The organism is Micromonospora peucetia (assembly GCF_900091625.1).
Lineage (GTDB): Bacteria > Actinomycetota > Actinomycetes > Mycobacteriales > Micromonosporaceae > Micromonospora > Micromonospora peucetia.
The window spans coordinates 631260-650679 of the sequence record NZ_FMIC01000002.1 but is presented as its reverse complement, the minus strand read 5'-3'; the positions used below and the strand labels follow the sequence as shown (position 1 = coordinate 650679).

8 protein-coding genes are annotated in these 19420 nt (G+C 73.0%); 4 read left to right on the top strand and 4 right to left on the bottom strand.

The window, feature by feature from the left end:
* The first annotated feature begins 52 nt into the window (after positions 1-52).
* The 4 genes from GA0070608_RS33910 to GA0070608_RS03335 all read left to right on the top strand — a co-directional run bounded on the left by GA0070608_RS33910 (position 53) and on the right by GA0070608_RS03335 (position 11892).
* A complete protein-coding gene (locus GA0070608_RS33910; protein ID WP_091621439.1) occupies positions 53-9298 on the top strand; it encodes a type I polyketide synthase in 9246 nt (3081 codons plus the stop codon).
* Positions 9299-9351: 53 nt separating this feature from the next.
* Entirely contained in the window at positions 9352-10548 is a 1197-nt protein-coding gene (locus tag GA0070608_RS03345; RefSeq protein WP_091621431.1) for an alpha-hydroxy acid oxidase, read from the top strand.
* 180 nt (positions 10549-10728) lie between these two features.
* Complete coding sequence (locus GA0070608_RS03340; RefSeq protein ID WP_091621427.1) at positions 10729-11559, top strand: FG-GAP-like repeat-containing protein; 831 nt, start codon at positions 10729-10731, stop codon at positions 11557-11559.
* 87 nt (positions 11560-11646) lie between these two features.
* Entirely contained in the window at positions 11647-11892 is a 246-nt protein-coding gene (locus GA0070608_RS03335) for a ferredoxin (protein ID WP_176733625.1), read from the top strand.
* 885 nt (positions 11893-12777) lie between these two features.
* Here the strand turns inward: GA0070608_RS03335 and GA0070608_RS03330 are convergent.
* The 4 genes from GA0070608_RS03330 to GA0070608_RS03315 all read right to left on the bottom strand — a co-directional run bounded on the left by GA0070608_RS03330 (position 12778) and on the right by GA0070608_RS03315 (position 19419).
* Entirely contained in the window at positions 12778-13989 is a 1212-nt protein-coding gene (locus tag GA0070608_RS03330; RefSeq protein WP_091621424.1) for a cytochrome P450, read from the bottom strand.
* A 147-nt stretch (positions 13990-14136) separates the two neighbouring features.
* Complete coding sequence (locus GA0070608_RS03325; RefSeq protein ID WP_176733624.1) at positions 14137-14916, bottom strand: AfsR/SARP family transcriptional regulator; 780 nt, start codon at positions 14914-14916, stop codon at positions 14137-14139.
* A gap of 462 nt (positions 14917-15378) precedes the next feature.
* Entirely contained in the window at positions 15379-16374 is a 996-nt protein-coding gene (locus tag GA0070608_RS03320) for a TauD/TfdA family dioxygenase (RefSeq protein WP_091621417.1), read from the bottom strand.
* A gap of 51 nt (positions 16375-16425) precedes the next feature.
* Positions 16426-19419: a condensation domain-containing protein gene (locus GA0070608_RS03315; protein WP_091621412.1), complete on the bottom strand. Its 2994-nt coding sequence runs from the start codon at positions 19417-19419 to the stop codon at positions 16426-16428.
* Position 19420: the final 1 nt, after the last annotated feature.

Below are 19420 nucleotides of genomic sequence, written 5' to 3'. Positions count from 1 at the left end.
TCGACGACGAACTCGGCACCGGTTGAGCCGGACGCGCTGAGGAGGGCTACTGATGGCGAACGAAGAGCAGCTTGTCGAGTACCTCCGGCGCGTCACGGCCGACCTGCACGAGACGCGGCGCAAGCTGCGGACCGCGACGGAGCGGGAGCCGATCGCCATCGTAGGCATCGGCTGCCGCTTCCCCGGGGGCGTACGATCCGCCGACGAGTTGTGGGAGCTGGTGTCGTCCGGCGGGGACGGCATCACCGACTTCCCCACCAACCGGGGCTGGGACCTGGACGACCTGTTCGACCCGGACAGCGGCACCGGCACCAGCTACGTGCGCCGCGGCGGTTTCATCCCGGACGCCACCGACTTCGACGCTGGCTTCTTCGGCATCAGCCCGCGCGAGGCGCTCGCGATGGACCCGCAGCAGCGGCTGATGCTGGAGACGTCGTGGGAGGCGTTCGAGCACGCCGGGATCGACCCGCACTCACTGCGGGGCAGCCGGACCGGCGTGTTCGTCGGCGCGAACAGCGTCGAGTACCTGACGGCCATGCAGCGCGACACGGAGGCGCTGGTCGGCTACACGATGACCGGGGTCGCGGGCAGCGTCGTGTCCGGCCGGGTGTCGTACGTGCTGGGGCTGGAGGGACCGGCCGTCACCGTGGACACGGCGTGCTCGTCGTCACTGGTGGCGATGCACGTGGCCGCGCACGCGCTGCGCAGCGGCGACTGCGACCTGGCGCTGGCCGGCGGCAGCTGCGTCATCGCCACACCCGGCACGTTCGTGGAGTTCTCCAGCCAGAAGGGGCTCGCCCCGGACGGGCGGGTGAAGGCGTTCGCCTCGGCGGCGGACGGCACGGCGTTCGGCGAGGGTGTCGGCGTACTCGTGCTGGAGAAGCTGTCGGACGCGCGCCGCAACGGGCACCAGGTCCTGGCCGTGCTGCGGGGCTCGGCGGTGAACCAGGACGGCGCGTCGAACGGCCTCACCGCGCCGAACGGGCCGTCGCAGCAGCGGGTCATCCGCGCCGCGCTGGCCAACGCCGGGCTCACCACGGCCGACGTGGACGTGGTGGAGGCGCACGGCACCGGCACCACGCTGGGCGACCCGATCGAGGCCCAGTCGCTCATCGCCACGTACGGCCAGGAACGTGACCGGCCGCTCTGGCTCGGCTCGGTGAAGTCGAACTTCGGGCACACCCAGGCCGCCGCCGGTGTCGCGGGCGTGATCAAGATGGTGATGGCGATGCGGCACGAGGAGCTGCCCCGCACGCTGCACGTGGACCAGCCGTCGCACCACGTGGACTGGGCCGACGGCGCGGTCCAACTGCTGGATGAGCCGGTGCGGTGGCCGCGGGGCGAGACCCCGCGGCGGGCGGGCGTCTCGTCGTTCGGCATCTCGGGCACCAACGCCCACGTGCTGATCGAGGAGCCGCCGGCCGCCGAGGCCCCGCCCAGCGCCGAGCCGGCCGAGGGCCCCACCACCTGGGTGCTGTCGGCGCGGACCGGGACGGCGCTGCGCGACCAGGCGGCCCGGCTGCGCGAACGCCTGGCCGACGAGGTCGCCGAGCACGACGTCGCGTACGCCCTCGCCACCACCCGCGCCCGCCTCCCGCACCGCGCCGTCCTCGTCGGGGACCGGGCGGAGCTGTGCACCGCGCTCGACGCGCTCGCGGACGGCGGCGCCGCCCCCAACCTCGTCACCGGCCTCGCCGAGGTCGGCGAGCGCACCGCGTTCCTCTTCCCCGGCCAGGGCTCGCAGTGGCTGGGCATGGCCGCCGAACTGCTCGACACCTCACCCGTCTTCGCCGCCCGGATGGCGCAGTGCGCCGTCGCCGTGGACCGGCACACCGACTGGAAGCTGCTCGACGTGCTGCGCGGCGTACCGGGCGCCGCCTCCCTCGACCGGGTCGACGTCGTCCAGCCCGCACTGTTCGCCATGATGGTCTCGCTGGCGGCGCTGTGGCGGTCGCACGGGGTCGAGCCCGCCGCCGTGGTGGGGCACTCCCAGGGCGAGATCGCCGCCGCCTGCGTGGCCGGGGCGCTCTCCCTTGACGATGCCGCCCTGGTGGTGACCCGGCGCAGCCAGCTGATCGCCGTGGACCTCGCCGGGCGGGGCGGCATGGTGTCCGTGGCGGAGCCGGTGGCGAAGGTCGCCCGGCGGCTGCGTCCCGGGCTGTCCGTCGCCGCCGTGAACGGACCGTCCACGGTGGTCGTCTCCGGTGCGCCCGAGGCGCTCGACGAACTGCTGGCCGGGTGCGAGCGCGACGAGGTCCGTGCCCGGCGGATCGACGTCGACTACGCCTCGCACTCCGCGCACGTGGAGTCGATGCGCGACGAGCTGCTCCGGGTCCTCGCCCCCGTACGGCCCCGCACCGGCGACGTACCGATCTACTCGACGGTCACCGGTGAGCTGCTCGACCCCGCCGAGCTGGTCGCCGAGTACTGGTACCGCAACCTGCGGCAGACCGTCGAGTTCGAGCAGACCGTACGCGGCCTGATCGCCGACGGGATCGACTCCTTCGTCGAGGTCAGCTCGCACCCGGTGCTCGTACCCGCCGTGCAGGACCTGCTCGACGAGGCGGAGGGCGGCTCGGTCGTCGGCACGCTGCGCCGCGACGAGGGCAGCCTGCGCCGGTTCCTGCTGTCGCTGGGGCAGGCGCACACCCGCGGTCTGCGGCCCGACTGGGCCACCCTGGTCAGCGCCCCCACCCGACCGGTCGCCCTGCCGACGTACGCCTTCCAGAGCCGTACCTTCTGGCCCACCGGCGCGGGCGGGCCGGTCGACGCCACCGGCCTCGGCCTGGGCTCCACCGGGCATCCGCTGCTCGGCGCCACCGTGTCGCTGGCCGGCGCGGACGGGGTGCTGCTCACCGGCCGGCTGTCGACCTCGGCGCACCCGTGGCTCGCCGACCACCGGGTGGCGGGCCGGATCTTCCTCCCCGGCACGGCCTTCGTCGAACTCGCGGTCCGGGCGGGCGACGAGGTGGGCGCCACCGAGATCGAGGAGCTGACGCTCGAGGCGCCCCTGGTGGTGCCGGAGCGGGGCGCGATGCAGGTCCAGCTCCGGGTCGGCGAGCCCGGCCCGGACGGCGCCCGGCGGCTGACCGTCCACTCGCGGCCCGACGGCGACGGCCCGTGGACCCGGCACGCCACCGGCACCCTGGGCGCCGGCACGCCCCGCGCCGACGACCATGCCCCGGTCGGTGTCTGGCCGCCCGAGGGCGCCGAAGCCCTGGAAACCGGCGAGCTGTACGACCGGTTCGCCTCGCTCGACGTGACGTACGGTCCCGCCTTCGGCGGACTGGGGTCGGTGTGGCGTCGGGGTGACGAGGTGTTCGCCGAGGTGACCGCGCCCGAGGCGGCGAAGGTCGCGGGCTTCGGCCTGCACCCCGCGGTGCTCGACGCGGCGCTGCACCCGCTCGGCCTGGGCGTGTTCACCGAGGACGACGGCGAGGGCGGCCCCTGGCTGCCGTTCGCCTGGCACGGGGTGACCCTGCACGCCACCGGTGCCGCCCGGCTGCGGGTCACCATCCGACCGGCGGGCCCGAACGCCGTCGCCGTGACGATCGCCGACCACGCCGGCGCGCCGGTCGCCACGATCGACGCGCTGACCGTCCGCCGGCTGCCCGCGGGCGCGCTCGCCGAATTGACCAACCCGCGGCATGAGGCGATGCACCTGCTCGACTGGGTGCCGGTCCCGGTGGGCGACGGCGCCGCCACGGTCGCGGTCGTCGGCGGCGAACTGCCCGGCGCCACCGCGTACGACAGCCTCGACGCGCTCGCCGAGGTTCCCGACTACGTGGTCCTGCCGGTCACCCGGGACGACGACGACCTGGTCGGAGCCACGTACCGGGCGGTGCAGCGCACCCTCGCCGCCGTCCAGGAGTGGCTCGCCGACGACAGGTTCGCCGCCGCCCGCCTGGTCGTCCTGACCGAAGGGGCGACGGACTCGACCGAGCCGGCGCTCGCCGCCGTGTGGGGCCTGCTGCGCTCGGCCCAGTCCGAGAACCCCGGCCGATTCGTCCTCGTCGACGTCGCGGGCGGGCAGTGGACGCCGAACCTGGTGCCCGCGCTGCGCTCGGGCGAGCCGCAGCTCGCCCTGCGCGGCAGCGAGGTCCTCGCACCCCGCCTCAGCAAGGTGACCGGGCAGCCCGGCCCGACCCCGGAGATCACCGGCACGGTCCTGGTCACGGGGGCGTCCGGCACGCTCGGCCGCCTCGTCGCCCGGCACCTCGTCGCGCGGCACGGCGTCCGTCGGCTGGTGCTCGCCGGTCGCCGTGGCATGACCGAGGACCTGGCGACGCTGCACGACGAGCTGACCGCCCAGGGCGTCCACGTGACGGTCGCCGCCTGCGACGCCGCCGACCGCGAGGCGCTGGCCGCGCTCGTCGCGGAGCATCCGCCCACGGCGGTCGTGCACACGGCCGGCGTCCTGGACGACGGGATGATCTCGTCGCTCACGCCGGAGCGGGTCGCCACCGCGCTGCGCCCCAAGGTCAACGCGCTGGTGAACCTGCACGAGCTGGCCGGCGAGGTGAGCGCCTTCGTCATGTTCTCCTCGGCCGCGGGCGTCCTCGGCGGCCCCGGGCAGGGCAACTACGCGGCGGCCAACGCGTTCGTCGACGCGTTCGCCGCCCACCGGCGGGCACGTGGCCTGCCCGCCGTGTCGTTGGCGTGGGGCATGTGGGCACAGCGCACCGGCCTCACCGGCGCGCTCGACGACGCTGACCTCGCCCGGATGCGGCGCTCCGGCGTGCGCCCGATCTCCACCGAGGATGGTCTCGCGCTGTTCGACGAGGCGCTCTCCGCGCCGGAGGCCGCGCTCGTTCCGATCCACCTGGACCTCGCCGCGCTGCGCGAGCAGGCGACCGGCGGCGTGCTGCCCCCGGTGCTGCGCGGCCTGGTCCGCACCCCGGCGCGACGGCAGGTCTCCGCCGACGCCGCGGCGGCCTCCGACCTGGTCGCGGCCCTCGCCGGCCGTGGCCCGGCCGAACGCCGCAAGGAACTCGTGGACGTCGTCCGTACGCAGGTCGCGGTCGTGCTCGGGCACGGCGGCGCCGACGCGGTCGGCGCGACGACGGCGTTCAAGGAACTGGGCTTCGACTCGCTCACCGCCGTCGAGTTCCGCAACCGCCTCAACGCGGTGGTCGGCCTGCGGCTGCCCGTCACGCTGGTCTTCGACTACCCGAACCCGGCGGCGCTGGCCGAGCACCTGGACGCGGAACTGTTTGCCGGTGGGTCGGCCGCCACCGTGGTGGTGGCCTCCTCCGACGGCACCGACGACCCGATCGCGATCGTCGGCATGGGCTGCCGCTTCCCCGGTGGCGCCAGCTCGCCCGAGAAGCTGTGGGACCTGGTCGCGGCGGGCGTCGACGCGGTGGCCGGCTTCCCGACCGACCGTGGCTGGGACATCGACAACCTCGTGGACCCGGATCCGGACAAGCCCGGTCGCACCTACTGCGGGCAGGGCGCGTTCCTGTACGACGCGGCCCGGTTCGACGCCGAGTTCTTCGGCATCTCCCGCCGCGAGGCCCTGGCGATGGACCCGCAGCAACGGCTGTTCCTGGAGACCTCGTGGGAGGCCGTCGAGCGCGCCGGCATCGATCCCACCACCCTGCGCGGCAGCCGTACCGGGGTGTTCGCCGGCCTCATGTACCACGACTACACCGCCCACCTCCAGCACCTGCCCGCCGAGCTCGACGGCTTCATCGGCACCGGCATCGCCGGCGGCGTGGTGTCCGGTCGGGTGTCGTACGCGCTGGGGCTGGAAGGGCCGGCGGTCACCGTCGACACGGCCTGCTCGTCGTCGCTGGTCACCCTGCACCTGGCCGCCCAGTCGCTGCGGCGGGGCGAGTGCGGGCTGGCCCTGGCCGGCGGCGTGACCGTGCTCGCGACGCCCAACGCGTTCATCGACTTCAGCCGCCAGCGGGCCCTCGCCCCGGACGGCCGGTGCAAGTCCTTCGCCGCTGGCGCCGACGGCACCGGCTGGGGGGAGGGCGTCGGCGTGCTGGTGCTCGAACGGCTCTCCGACGCGCGCCGCAACGGCCACCCGGTGCTCGCCGTCGTCCGCAGCACCGCGGTCAACCAGGACGGCGCGAGCAACGGCATGACCGCGCCGAACGGCCCCTCCCAGCAGCGCCTGGTCAACCAGGCGCTCGCCGACGCGGGGCTGCGCCCGTCCGACGTGGACGCGGTCGAGGCGCACGGCACCGGCACCACCCTGGGCGATCCGATCGAGGCCCGGTCGCTCATCGCGACGTACGGCCGTGACCGGGGCGAACACCCGCTCTGGGTCGGCTCGATCAAGTCGAACATCGGGCACACCCAGGCCGCCGCCGGGGTCGCCGGGGTGATCAAGATGGTGGAGGCGATCCGGCACGGCGTACTGCCGCAGACGCTGCACGTCGACGCGCCGTCGCCGCACGTGGACTGGGCGGACGGGGCCGTCCGGCTGCTCACCGGGTCGGTTCCCTGGCCGGAGACGGGCCGCCCGCGCCGCGCCGGCGTCTCCTCGTTCGGCATCTCCGGCACCAACGCGCACGCGATCATCGAGCAGGCGCCCGAGCCGGTGCTGGTGGACTCGACCGCCGAGGTGCCGGTGGTGCCCCTGGTGGTGTCCGGCCGGGACCAGGCCGCGCTGCGCGACCAGGCGGCCCGACTCGCCGCGCACCTCACCGACGACACGTCCGCCGTCGACGTGGGCTTCTCGCTCGCCACCACCCGGACGGCCCTGCGGCATCGGGGGGCCGTGCTCGGCCGGAACCTGGACGAGCTGCGCGCCGGACTGTCGGCGCTGGCCCGTGGCGAGAACGCCGCCGGGGCGCTCGGCGGGGTCGCCGACACCGCCGGAGCGACCGCCGTGCTCTTCACCGGGCAGGGGGCGCAGCGGGTCGGGATGGCCGAGGGGCTGTTGGTGTTCCCGGTGTTCGCGCGGGCGTTCGACGAGGTGTGCGGTGAGTTGGACCGGCACCTGGAACGGCCGTTGCGGGAGGTGTTGGGCACCGAGGAGGTGCATCAGACGGGGCGGGCGCAGCCGGCGTTGTTCGCGGTGGAGGTGGCGCTGTTCCGGTTGTTCGAGTCGTGGGGGGTGCGGCCCGATTTCGTGGCGGGGCACTCGATAGGTGAGTTGGCGGCGGCGTACGTGGCGGGGGTCTTCCCGCTGGCCGACGCCGCCCGGCTGGTGGTTGCCCGGGGCCGGCTGATGCAGGCGCTGCCGACCGGCGGCGCGATGGTGGCCGTACGCGCCACCGAGGACGAGGTCGCGCCGCTGCTCTCCGGAGACGTGGCCGTCGCCGCCGTCAACGGCCCCACCTCGGTGGTGCTCTCCGGCGAGGAGACCGCCACCCTCGCCGTCGCCGAGGAACTGGCCCGCAGTGGCCGTAAGACGAAGCGGCTAACCGTGTCGCACGCGTTCCACTCGCCGCTGATGGACCCGATGCTGGCCGAGTTCCGCGCGGTCGCCGAGTCCGTCGAGCACCGGCCGCCGACGATCCCCGTGCTGTCCACGGTCACCGGCGAGGTCGCCGAGCTGACACCGGAGTACTGGGTGCGTCAGGTACGGGCCACGGTGCGGTTCGCCGCGGCAGTCGACGCGCTGGCCTCACGCGGCGTACGCACCTTCCTCGAACTGGGCCCGGACGCGGTGCTCACCGCGCTCGGCCGCGAGTGTGTGGCGGAGGCCGAGTTCGTTCCCTCACAGCGCGCCGACCGGGACGGACCGCTGGTGGTGACCGAGGCGCTCGCCCGCCTGCACAGTCGCGGCGTCCCCGTCGACTGGACGGCGTTCTTCGCCGGCGCGTGCCCCGTCGACCTGCCCACGTACGCCTTCCAGCGCACCCGTCTGTGGCCGGACGCGCCCGCCGCGACCGCGCCGGGCGACGACTTCTGGACCGCGGTCGAGCGCGACGACCTGGGCACCCTGCTGGGCCTGGACGACACCGCGTCCCTGAAGGACGTCATGGTGGCGTTGTCGGCCTGGCGGCGTGGGCCCGCACCGGGCTACCAGCTGCGGTGGTCCCCGGTCACGGAGCTGCCGGTGGCCGCGCTCCAGGGTGTCTGGCTGGTGCCGGCGGGCGCCGAGCGGATCGCCGAGGCGATGACCCGGCACGGCGCCGAGGTGCGCGGGTACCGCGACGGCACCACGGCCGAACTGCTCGACCTGGCGCCGGACCACCTCGCCGCGGGGGTGCTGACGACGCCCGCCGGCCCCACCCCGGCCGGGCTGGTCCGGGCGCTCGACGAGGCCCGCATCGACACCCCGGTGTGGTGCCTGACCCGGGGCGCGGTCGCGGTCACCCCCGCGGAGCGGATCACCGACCTGGACGGGTCCGCGGCGTACGGTTTCGGTCGGGCCGCCGGCCTCGCCACGCCCCGAGCCTGGGGCGGAGTCGTCGACCTGCCGGAGGCGCTCGACGACCGGACGCTGACCGCCCTGTGCCGGGTACTCACCCGGGGCGCGGGCGAGGACCAGGTGGCGCTGCGCTCGGCGGGCGTCTTCGCCCGCCGGCTCGTCGCGGCCCCCGCGCCGACCGGCGAGCCGTGGCGGCCGACCGGCACGGTGGCGCTGCACGGCGGGCCACTGGCGGACCGGATCGCCGCCCTGCTGGAGGCGGCGGGCGCGACGCTCACCACGGGAACCGCCGAGACGGTGGTCGTCACCAGCGACGCCGACGACCCGGTCACCACCGCCCTCGCCGCCGGGGCGCAGCGGCTCGTGCTCGTGCACACGGTCGACGAGATGTTCGGGGTCGCCGGCGCCGCCGAGACGGCTGCCGTGTTCGACGCCATCGCCCAGCAGCGCGACGGGGCGGTGTCGATCGCGGTCGGCCCCGAACTCACCGTCGAGCAGTTCGGCGCGGCGGTGGGCGCGGGCACGGTCGGCCGGGTCGCCGCCGCCGTGGACTGGGCGGCGTTCGTGCCCGACTACACCCGGTACCGGCCGAGCCCGCTGCTGCGGGACCTGCCGGACGCGATGCGCCACCTCACCGAGACCGCCGACGACCCGCTGGACGTCGACAACCCCGACGCGTTGCGCAGGCTGCTCGACGGCGCCGACGAGGTTGAGAGCCGCACCGTGCTGTCCCGGGTGGTACGGGCCCAGACCGCGTACACGCTCGGCCTGCCGTCGGCCGCCACGATCGACGAGAACCAGGAGTTCCTCGACATCGGTTTCTCCTCGCTCACCGCCGTGGAGCTGCGACGTCGGCTCGAGGCCCTCACCGGGCTGGAGCTGACCGCCGCGCTCGTCTACGACCACCCGACGCCTGCCGAGGTGGTCGAGGAACTGCTCGCCCAGCGGGCCCTCGTTTCGTAGCAACCCCATGACGAGGAGCGGCCCTTCGTCACCCCCCTTCGGAAGGAAGCCCCATGAGCAAGTCCGCCCGGATGAGCACGCTGATCAAGCCGCCAAAGATGGCGTGGAACCCGACGGAACGTCGGCTGCTGCGTGCGGCGGGCATCGCCGACCTGCGCGCTGTCGCCCGCAGGGCGGTGCCCCGGATGGTGTTCGACTACTGCGACGGGGCGGCGGACAGCGAGCGCAGTCTCAGCCGCGCGCGGGAGACGTTCGCCAACATCGAGTTCCAGCCGTCGGTGCTGCGCGACGTGTCCGCCCTCGACACCAGCCGGACGGTGCTCGGCAAGCGGCAGAAGCTGCCGTTCGCCCTGGCGCCCGTCGGGTTCAACCGGGTGATGCACGCCGAGGGCGAGCCCGCGGTGGCCTCGGTCGCGCAGCAGTTCGGCATCCCGTACTCGGTCTCCACCCTCGCGACCACGTCGCTGGCGGACGTCGCGGCCGCCGCGCCGCAGGGCCGGCACTGGTTCCAGCTGTACTTCGCCGAGGACCGGGCGATGGTCAAGGAACTGCTCGCGCTCGCCGAGGAGGCGAGGTTCGACACCATCCTGCTGACGCTGGACACGCCGATCTCCGTGCCGCGTCGTCGCGACATCCGTAACGGGCTCACCATCCCGCCGTCGATGAGCGTCGGCACCATCGCCGAGGCGTTCCTGCACCCAGGCTGGTGGTTGCGGCAGTGGCGGGCCGGCACCCCGTCGCCGCAGGTGCTCAAGGCAACCGGCGGTTCCGCGTCCGACATGATCAAACGGGTGTTCAATCCCCGGCTGTCCATCGAGGACGTCGAGTGGCTGCGCGGCGCCTGGTCGGGCAAGCTCGTCGCCAAGGGCGTGCAGAGCGTCGCCGACGCCAGGCGGGTCGCGGCCGTCGGGGTCGACGGGGTGTGGTTGTCCACGCACGGCGGCCGCAAGCTCGACCGGGCCCCGGTGCCCGTCGAGCTGCTGCCGCACGTGGTCGACGAGGTCGGCGACCGGGTCGAGGTGCTCGTGGACACCGGCATCACCTCGGGCGCGGACATCGTCGCCGCGATCGCGTTGGGCGCCACCGCCGCCGTGGTCGGACGCGCCTACCAGTACGGGCTGATGGCCGGCGGCCGTCGTGGCGTCGTACGGGCAATGGAGATCCTGAGCCGGGAGATCGAGGTCACCATGAAGCTGCTCGGGGTGTCCTCGGTGGGCGAGCTGAACCGTTCACACGTCAGGTTTCGCTGACTCCGCACAGTGTCCGGCTGTGGTGCCGTCTTCGCGGGGGGTGAGGGGTGCAGGTGGGGATTACTCCCTCCGGGCCTCTCACAATGATCGGACTGTCGTATTTCGGGGCGTACGTGGAGGTAATTTGTGGCACGCATGAAGGGAAATGGTCACTGCCGTTCGTTCAACGGGGACGGGAGGATGGACATCCTGGTTCGCGACGAATTCACGGGCGAGCTGTTGGTCTTTCCGCACAGTGGCAGTTACCGGGGTAGCGATACCTTCGGCGAGCCGGAGCTGATCAGCACCCGCTTCCATCCGGAACGGGACCACGGGCTTGTCCGCACCATCGACGTCAACGGCAACGGCTACGCCGACGTCATCGGCGTGAGCATGAGCCATATGAACGAAACGCACGGGATCTTTCTCTACCCGAACAGGGGTGGGCTGAACGGTCTCGACACCCTCGGCGAGCCGATCCGCATCTCCGGCGCGCGGGACGACAAGAAGTGGGAGACCCTCGGCATCGCCGACGTGGACCTGGACGGCTGTGACGACATGTTCGGCCGCGAGCGGGACGCGGGCCACGTGGACGCGTTCTTCAACCAGCGGGAGGTGCGGCAGAACGAGACGTACGACCGCACCGCGCACCGCCTGGTGACGGTCGACGTCGAGGATTTCCCGCTGGCGATGGCCGACGTCACCGGCACCGGCCGGCCTGATCTGCTGGTGCGCCGCGCCAACGGTGACCTCGACCTGTACGAGTTCGCGCACGACACCACCGGTGAGGGCCCGTGGTGGCGCGGAGAGGGCCGGTGGTTCACGCTCGGCCGGGGCTGGCAGGAGTTCGAAATCATCACGGTGACCGACATCGACCTCGACGGCCGGCCGGACCTGTTGGGCCTGCGCGCCGACGGCACGCTCGTCGTCCACCTGCACAACGGCACGTTCGACCCGGCCCGGCCGGCCGCGACGCTGTCCGCACCGGAGGTCGTCGCGACCGGCTGGCAGAAGTACTCGGTGGTGACCTGAGGTGGGCCGCCGCGCGCCGCATCCGGGCGGACCGCCGCCCGCGGCACGCCGACCCGGCACAGTGCACGTTCGACGAGAGGGGCAGCGGTGAGCCCGAACGGATCCGGCGACCAGGCCGGCTGGCGGTTGGCAGTGGACCAGGTCCGGTGCATCAGTTCGGGCTTCTGCGTCGGCACCGCGCCGGACCACTTCGCGATGGACGTCGTCTCCGCGCCGCTGGCCGACGTGGTCGCGCCGTCCGACAAGGTGATCGAGGCCGCCGAGTTCTGCCCGGTGGAGGCCATCTCGGTGTTCGACGTGCAGACCGGGACGCAGCTCGCCCCGAAGCGGTGACGGCGGGGCCCGCCGGGTGGATTCCCCGCCCGGCGGGCCCGGTTCGAGGCGGGTGAGAAGTCGAGTTCGGCGTCGAATCGGGATTTGGTCGGGCGCGGCGTGCCGCGGCGGGGGCCGGGTCGGTCACCGGGACAGCTCCGGTCAACTCGAAGCGACCTGTCGAGCTGCACGCACAGATGGGGCGGGGCCGAGCACGCCACCCGGGGACGCCGGGCACGCACAGATGGGGCAGGGCCGGCCTCGGCCACCCAGGACGCCGGGCCGCACAGATGGGGCAGGGCCGAGCAGGCCACCTGGGGGACGTTGGTCGCATGGACGGGGCAGCTCGACAGCGTCCGCGGTGAGGCCGTTGGCCTCCCGACGACGAGCCGATCGACCGCCCCGCCCCGCCCGCTCGGCTGGAGCCGGGTCGGACTTGTCGCGCCACTTCGTCAGCAGTCGTTGCAGGGCCGCGGCGATGTCCGTCTCGGCCGCGTCCGCCGTCCCCACCTCGTCCAGCGTCGCCTCCAGCCGAACGTCGCCAGCTCGGCCGGCGTGTCGGCGGGAACGTCGTCCGGCCCCACCAGGACCAGTTCGCGTACGTCGTGGGCGCCCCCAGGTGGCGGGCGAACGTCGGCGTGGACGGCGCCGCGGGTCAGCACGACCAGGCGGGAGCCCGCCGGCCGGTCCTCGTCGAGCGCCCGGATCAGCAGCCCGGACGACGGCGAGGACGCCCTGCACCGCCGTGACGCCGTCCAGCAGGACGACGACGCGGTCCGCCAACCACACGCCGAGATCGGCGAGGTGGCCGGCGAGCCGCGCCGTCCGGGCCGCCAACTCCGCGCGGGTCACGCTCCGCCGCGAATCGGCGTACGCGATGCGGGGCGGGCGGGGTGGGGAAAGGGCTCAGACCGTGACCGGGAGGGACACCAGTGCGGGCACCAGCGGGGTACGCCGCACCCTCAGCGACTCCCGAGGTGCGGCCAGCTTGATGTTGGGGAAGCGGGTGAACAGTTGGCGTAGCGCGATGGTCGTCTCCATCCGGGCCAGCTCGGAGCCGGAGCAGAAGTGCGGGCCGCCGCCGAACGCCACGTGCGCCTTGTCGGCGCGGTCGATGTCGAGCACCTGCGGATCGGGGAACCGCTTCGGGTCGTTGCCGGCGGCGGTCAGGTGCAGCAGCACCGTGTCACCCTTGGCGATCTTCGTACCGTCGATCTCCAGGTCCTCGGTGGCGAAGCGCCGGAAGCCGTGGTGCACGGAGCCGTGCTTGCGTAGCAACTCCTCGACGGCCACGTCGAACAGGTCCGGGTCCCGGCGGAGCCGGTCCAGCGTCTCGGGGCTGTCGAGCAGCGCCAGCGCACCCCGGCCGATCATGCCGGCGGTGGTGTCGTAGCCGCCCAGCATCGTCAGCAGGGCCAGAGCCATCACCTGGTAGACGTTGAGTTCGGGCTCCCCGTCGGCGTTCTTGGCGTGGATCCAGTACGAGAAGAGGTCGTCGCCGGGATCCTTCGTCTTCTCCTCCCGGACCATGTTCATGAACTGCGACATCTTCGTGCGGACCATCGCGTTGGTCTCGTTGTCGCCGCTGAAGACCAGGTCCGCCCAGTGCTTCAGGTCCTTGCGGTACTCCTCGCGGATGCCGAGCACGTCGCAGACGATCGTGATCGGCAGGATGGCCGCGTAGTCCTCGACCAGGTCGCCCCCGCCCGCCGCCTCGATGGCGTCCAGCCGGGCCTCGACCAGCTGGTGCACCCGGGGGCGGAAGGTCTCCAGGTTGCGGGGCAGGAAGGTAAAGTTGATCATTTTCTTGAGTCGCGTGTGCTCCGGCGGGTCGAGGGTGACGATGGTGCCGGTCGCCGAACCCTCCGGGAAGCGCTGGCTGGTGAAGTCGCCGTTGCTGTACTCGCGGGGACGCGCGAGGCGCCGGTCGCGCAGTGCGGAGTAGACCTCGGCGTGGCCGGTGACCAGCCACACCGGACCGTGGTCGTCGAGGCAGGTCCGGTGGACCGCACCCTTCTCGTGCAGAGAGGCATAGAGTTCGTACGCCGCGTACGGGCTCGCGAAGTAGTCGTCGTCCATCAATTGCTGATGCCCGTGCACCGGGCACTTGTTCGCCATGTCGTCCTCGCTGTGATCGCTGGGCGGGCTCGCCGTCAGCCTCCGGTGCGCCAGACGTCACGGACCGCCGCGCGCTCATGATGTTGCCCGCAGACGGTCCACGCTCGGGTAATCGCGGAGGCGATCGTGTCTGGTGTGTGGGTCGGGTCAGCCGATGAGTACGGGGGTTTGGATTTTTGCGTCGTGTTCGAGGATGCGTTGTTGGAGTTCTTGGAGGTGGCGGCCGGGTTCGAGGCCGAGGTTGTCGATGAGGGCTTCGCGGGTGCGTCGGTAGACGCGGAGGGCGTCGACTTGGCGTCCGCTGCGGTAGAGGGCGAGCATGAATTGGTGGCAGAGGCGTTCGCGTAGGGGTTCGGTGGTGGTGAGTATTTCGAGTTCGGGGGTGATTTCGCGGTGTTTGCCGCAGTGGAGTTCGGCGTCGAGGCGGTCTTCGAGTGCGGAGAGTCGTTCGTCTTCGATGGCGGCGAGTTCTGACCAGTTGGTGCCGGTTTCGACGAGGTCGGCGAGGGCTCGTCCGCGCCAGAGGTTGAGTGCTTGGTGGAGGGTGTGGGCGGCGTGGGTGTGGTTGTTGTTGGTGGTGGCGTGGCGTCCTTCGCGGACGAGTCGGCGGAATTGGTAGAGGTCGATGGTTTCGGTGTCGATGCGGAGTTGGTAGCCGGGTGGGTGGGTGCGGAGGTGGGGGGTGGTGGTGGGGTCGGTGTTGGTGGTGAGGATGCGGCGGATGCCGGAGACGGCGTTCTGGACCATTTTGCGGGCGGTGGGGGGTGGGTTGCCGTTCCACATGGCGTTGAGGATTTGGCTGGTGGCGACGACTTTGTTGGCGTTGAGGATGAGGTAGCCGAGGATTGCGCGTTGTCTGATTCCGCCGAGTTCGAGGTGGTGGTTGTGGTGGGTGACTTCGGTGGTGCCGAGGACTGAGAATTTCATGGGGTGTGCTCCGGGTGTGGTGTGTTGTTGGTGGGGTTTGAGGTTCCCATTGGTGGTCATTGGGTGGGCACCCCTAGGGCACCCCGTAGGAGGTGTGGGGTGCATGGTGTGGGTTATTGGGTGGTGGTTGTGGAGTTGCTGGTCAGGCATTGTGGGTGGGTGGTGGGGCGTGAGGGCGTCATCCGAGCCGGGTGAATCGCGCACGGGGCGAGACGGGAACGGTGCCCGTACCCCGTGCGGATCGCTAACGGCGTGGCCCGGGACGATTTCTCTTCCCGTCGCGTTTCGCCCGCGGCGCGTGCCATTCGTCGTGGCCGGTGGCACATTTCCCGGACATGGCGAAACGCGGTGGTGGGGCCCCCGGATCCAGGGGCCCCACCACCGCGTCTTACTGCTCTGCCGTCGACGAGGCGGTCCGTCACGTACGGACTCGGCGTCGACCTTCCGGCCCGGGCCGGGCTGTCAGCTCCCGCTGGTGAGCACGTTCCCGTCGTCCGGGCGCAGGGCCCGGGAGCGCCGGAAGTCACGGTGCACGAAGATCCGCTGGAGCCACCGGTCGCGGCCGTCGTAGCGGGGCGTGAACTCGGTCCGGCCGTGCAGGGCCAGTCGGTTGTCGACGAACGCGAGGTCACCGGGTTTCAGGATGAACGTCCGGCGGACGGTGCGCAGCGCGTCGCCGAGCATCGACAGCGCCTGCCCGGCCTCGGGGTCGAGGGGGAACGAGCTCTCGAAGTCGACCCGTACGTCCGGGTCCTCGAAGCTGCCGCTGAGGATGCCGTGCGGCTCCGGCGCGCTGCGCAGGTCGCCGAACGACGCCGGGGGTTCGGTGAAGAACCGTGGCTCGTGCAGCACCCTGCGGGCCTGCTCGGACAGCAGGGGCAGCGCGTTGCGGATCGACGTCACCTGCAAGCCGGCCACGTTGTCGTGGTCGTTGCGCAGACAGTGCAGGCCCACGTAGTCCGGGCGGTAGACGTGGAAGGCGTTCTCCACGTGCATGGACAGCTTGACCGAGCCCGCGTTGCCCTGGAACTTCTCCATGCCTGGCACGGGCACGACGTCCTGCACCAGCGCGCCGCGCTTCTCCTCCCTGAACGCGATGAGCTCCCCGAGTTGCAGCCCGAGCAGCACCTGCGCGGCGGCGGGCCCGGTGGACTCCCGTTGCGCCGATCCGGCCACGGTGGGCGTGCTGGGCAGTTCGTCGGCGTCCACGGGCAGGTTCCGCACCAGCAGCACGGCGTCGAGCCCGGGATCCCAGGCGAAGCGGCGCACCATCTGGCGCAGCCGTACGGGCAGATTGCTGGACAGCTCGCGGGCCGACTCGAGCCAGGCGGCCGAGTCCACCAGGCGCGGCGGTCGGCCCGCCAGGTAGCGGGCGATCGTGTCGACCTCGATGCTCTCCTCGCGGGTCAGGACGATCGAACGGTCGGTACTGCGTGTGGGCTGGACGTCGACGGTCACGCCGAGCCTCCTCTGCTGACGTTCGAAACGGTGTGGGGGTTGAGCGAACGGTCAGTCGTCGTCCTCGTCGTCGTCCCAGAACGCGTTCTGCAGGTGCTCTGCGAGCTGCCGTGGCGTCGGGTTGGCGAACAGGTCGGCGAGCTGGACCGGCATCTCCAGATCGGTCCGCACCCGCTGCACGAGCTGGGCGCCCAACAGCGAGTGGCCACCGCTGGCGAAGAAGTTCGAGTCCGCGTGCAGGCCCGGCCGGTCGAGCATCTCGGTCCAGATCCCGACGAGGGCGACGGTCGTCTCGTCCGGCGGGTCGACGTCGGCCAGCGCCCTCGTCGCGGCGCGCGCGACGAGGGCCGCGCGGTCCACGGTGCCCGCCACGGTGACCGGCAACTGGTCCAGCACGACCAGTTCGGGCGTGAGTGGCAGGGCGGCGCGGGCGTGCTCGCGCAGCCGATCCGCCACGTCGGGCTTGCGGGACTCGACGAACACGACGACCGTGACGTCCGGCCCGTCGACGGCGGACCCGACGGCGGCGACCGCCTCCACGTCCGGGTGGGCGGCGAACACGGACTCGATGTCGCGGAGGTGGATCCGCTGGCCGGCGACCCGTACCTGGGCCGACAGCGGGCCGACGACGTCGACCTGCCCGTCCGGCAGCAGCCGCGCGAGGTCTCCGGTGCGGTGGAACCGCCCGTGCGTGGGGTGCTCGCCGAACCGGGCGGCGGTCAGCTCCGGCCGGCCGTGGTAGCCGGCGGCCAGGGCGTCGCCCGCGACACACAGCTCGCCGCGTACGCCGATGCCCAGCTCGTGCCCGGTGCCGGGCTCGGTGACGAACACGCGGGCTGCCGGGAGGACACCCGCCCCGTCCCATCCGCCGCCGAGCGCGGCGTACCCGGCGACGCCGGGTGTGGTGTAGCCGTGGTGCAGGGTGCAGCCGGTGGCGTGCAACTGCGCCGCCAGCGGGCGGGGGAGCGGTTCGTGACCGACCAGGACGGCGCGGCCCGCGAGCCGGGCACCCGCCTGCTCGACCACCTCGCGCCACACCGCCGGCGGTGCCTGCACCACCTGCACGCCGTGCCGCCGCACCAGCTCGCCGAGGGCGTGGCCGTCGGTGCGGGCCTCCTCGGGCGCGACGACGACCCGGCCGCCGGTGGTCAGCGCGACCAGCAGTTCCGTCAGCGCCGCGTCGGTGGCGGAGCTGCTCAGCCACGAGGTGACGGCCGGTCCGGTGGTGACCCGCTCGGCGAGCCGCGCGACGGCGTCGGCCAGGGCCCGGTGGGTGACCGTCACCGCGAGCGGCGCGGGCGCGTCAGGCTGGTACGCCAGGTAGGCCACCGCGTCGAGGTCGGGACCGGCCGGCGCGTCGGCGCGGATCTCGTCGGTGATGGCGGGGATACGTGCCGCGCCGGGCACGGGGAGGCCCTCGGCGGCCAGCACCGGCGCGGCGCCCGAGTCGGCCAGCCGCGCGGCGAGGTCCGGAATCGGCTGGGTCGGGTCGAGCAGGACGCAACGCGCGCCCGCCAGCCACACACCGAGCCACGCGGCGGCCAGTTGCGCGCCGCGCGGCGCCAGCACGGCGACCGTGCTCCCACCCGAGGCCGCGACCAGGTCCCGGGTGGCGACCGCCGCCGACCACAACTGGCCGTACGTGACGGCATCCGTGTCGTCCCGCACCGCGACGAGATCCGGGTTCGCGGCGACCGTCGCGTGCACCGCGTCGAGCACGGACGTCGTGGCGGCCGTCCGCGGCGGCGACGCCGGCAGGGCGAGGTCGCTCGGGCCCCGGCGGGACAGCTGTGCCACCGGCCGGTCCAGCTCGTCGCCCAGCCGCACGAGCAGCGCGTCGTACCGTTGCAGCAGCAGCCCGACGTCGGCCGCGTCGAAGGCGTCGACACAGAACGCCGCGCGGACGGTGGTCCCGTCCTCACCCGGCATGATGAAGAACTCCAGGTCGAAGCGGCTGTAGCCGTTCTCCACCATGACGTGCCGCACCGGCATCCCGGTCAGCGTCCGCGAGGCGTCGACGGTGCCGGGCACATAGTTGAACAGGTGCCGGAAGAACGAGCTGCGCCACGACGACGGTGCGTCGCCGAGCACGGCGGGAGACACCTGCTCCAGCGGTACGTCGGCGTGGCTGATCGCCTCCAGGAAGGTGCTGCGGGTCTGCTTGACGACGGCGCGGAAGTCGGCTTCCGGGTCGAGCCGTACCCGCAGCGGCACCAGGTTCGCGTGGTAGCCGATGGCGTTCATGCCGCGCTGGTCCCGGACGTTCACCGGGGTGCCGATGACCACGTCGGAACCCGCGCCGTGCTGGGCGAGCAGCAGGGAGTACGCCGCGAGCAGCACGACCGCCTCGGAGGCGCGCAGTTCGCGCTGGAAGCGGCGCACCACGGCGCGGGCCGGCGCGGAGAGTTCGTGGTGGACGGTCCGGGCGCGCAGGGACGGTGCCCCGACGGGCGGCCGGGCGCACCACAGGCCCGACTCGGCGGGCCGCAGCCCGTCGAGGTTCTTCCGCCAGTACGCGACGCTGCGCTCGTCCGGCGTGCGCTCGGCGAGGGCGGCCACCGGGGCGTCGTCCGGCCGGCGTCCCGCCGCGACCGTCTCGTACGCGACGAGCAGCTCGCGGAGCAGGATCGTGGTCGACATGGCGTCGAAGTTCAGGTGGTGCACGACGACGCAGCACACGTCGCGGTCCGCTCCCGCGTGCACGCCCGCCCGCACCAGGGGGCGGCCGTCGATCACGAACGGCTCGGCGGCGAACGCGGTCAGGTCGGCGTCCCGCCCGTCGTCGCCCGCCGGAATTTCCAGCACGGGCACGTCGACCCGGTCGGGAGCGAGCACCTCCCGGGTCAGCGTCGCGTCGTCGGAGCGGAACACGGTGCGCAGCACCTCGTGACGGGCCAGCACCGCTCGCAGCGCCGCCGGGAACAGCTCACGGTCGATCCTGCCGGCCACCTCGAAGGCGACCGCGACGTTGTTGACCCCGGTGTCCGGCACCAGCCGCTCGAGCAGCCACATGGCTGCTTCCTTCCTGCTGGCTGCGATGGTCATG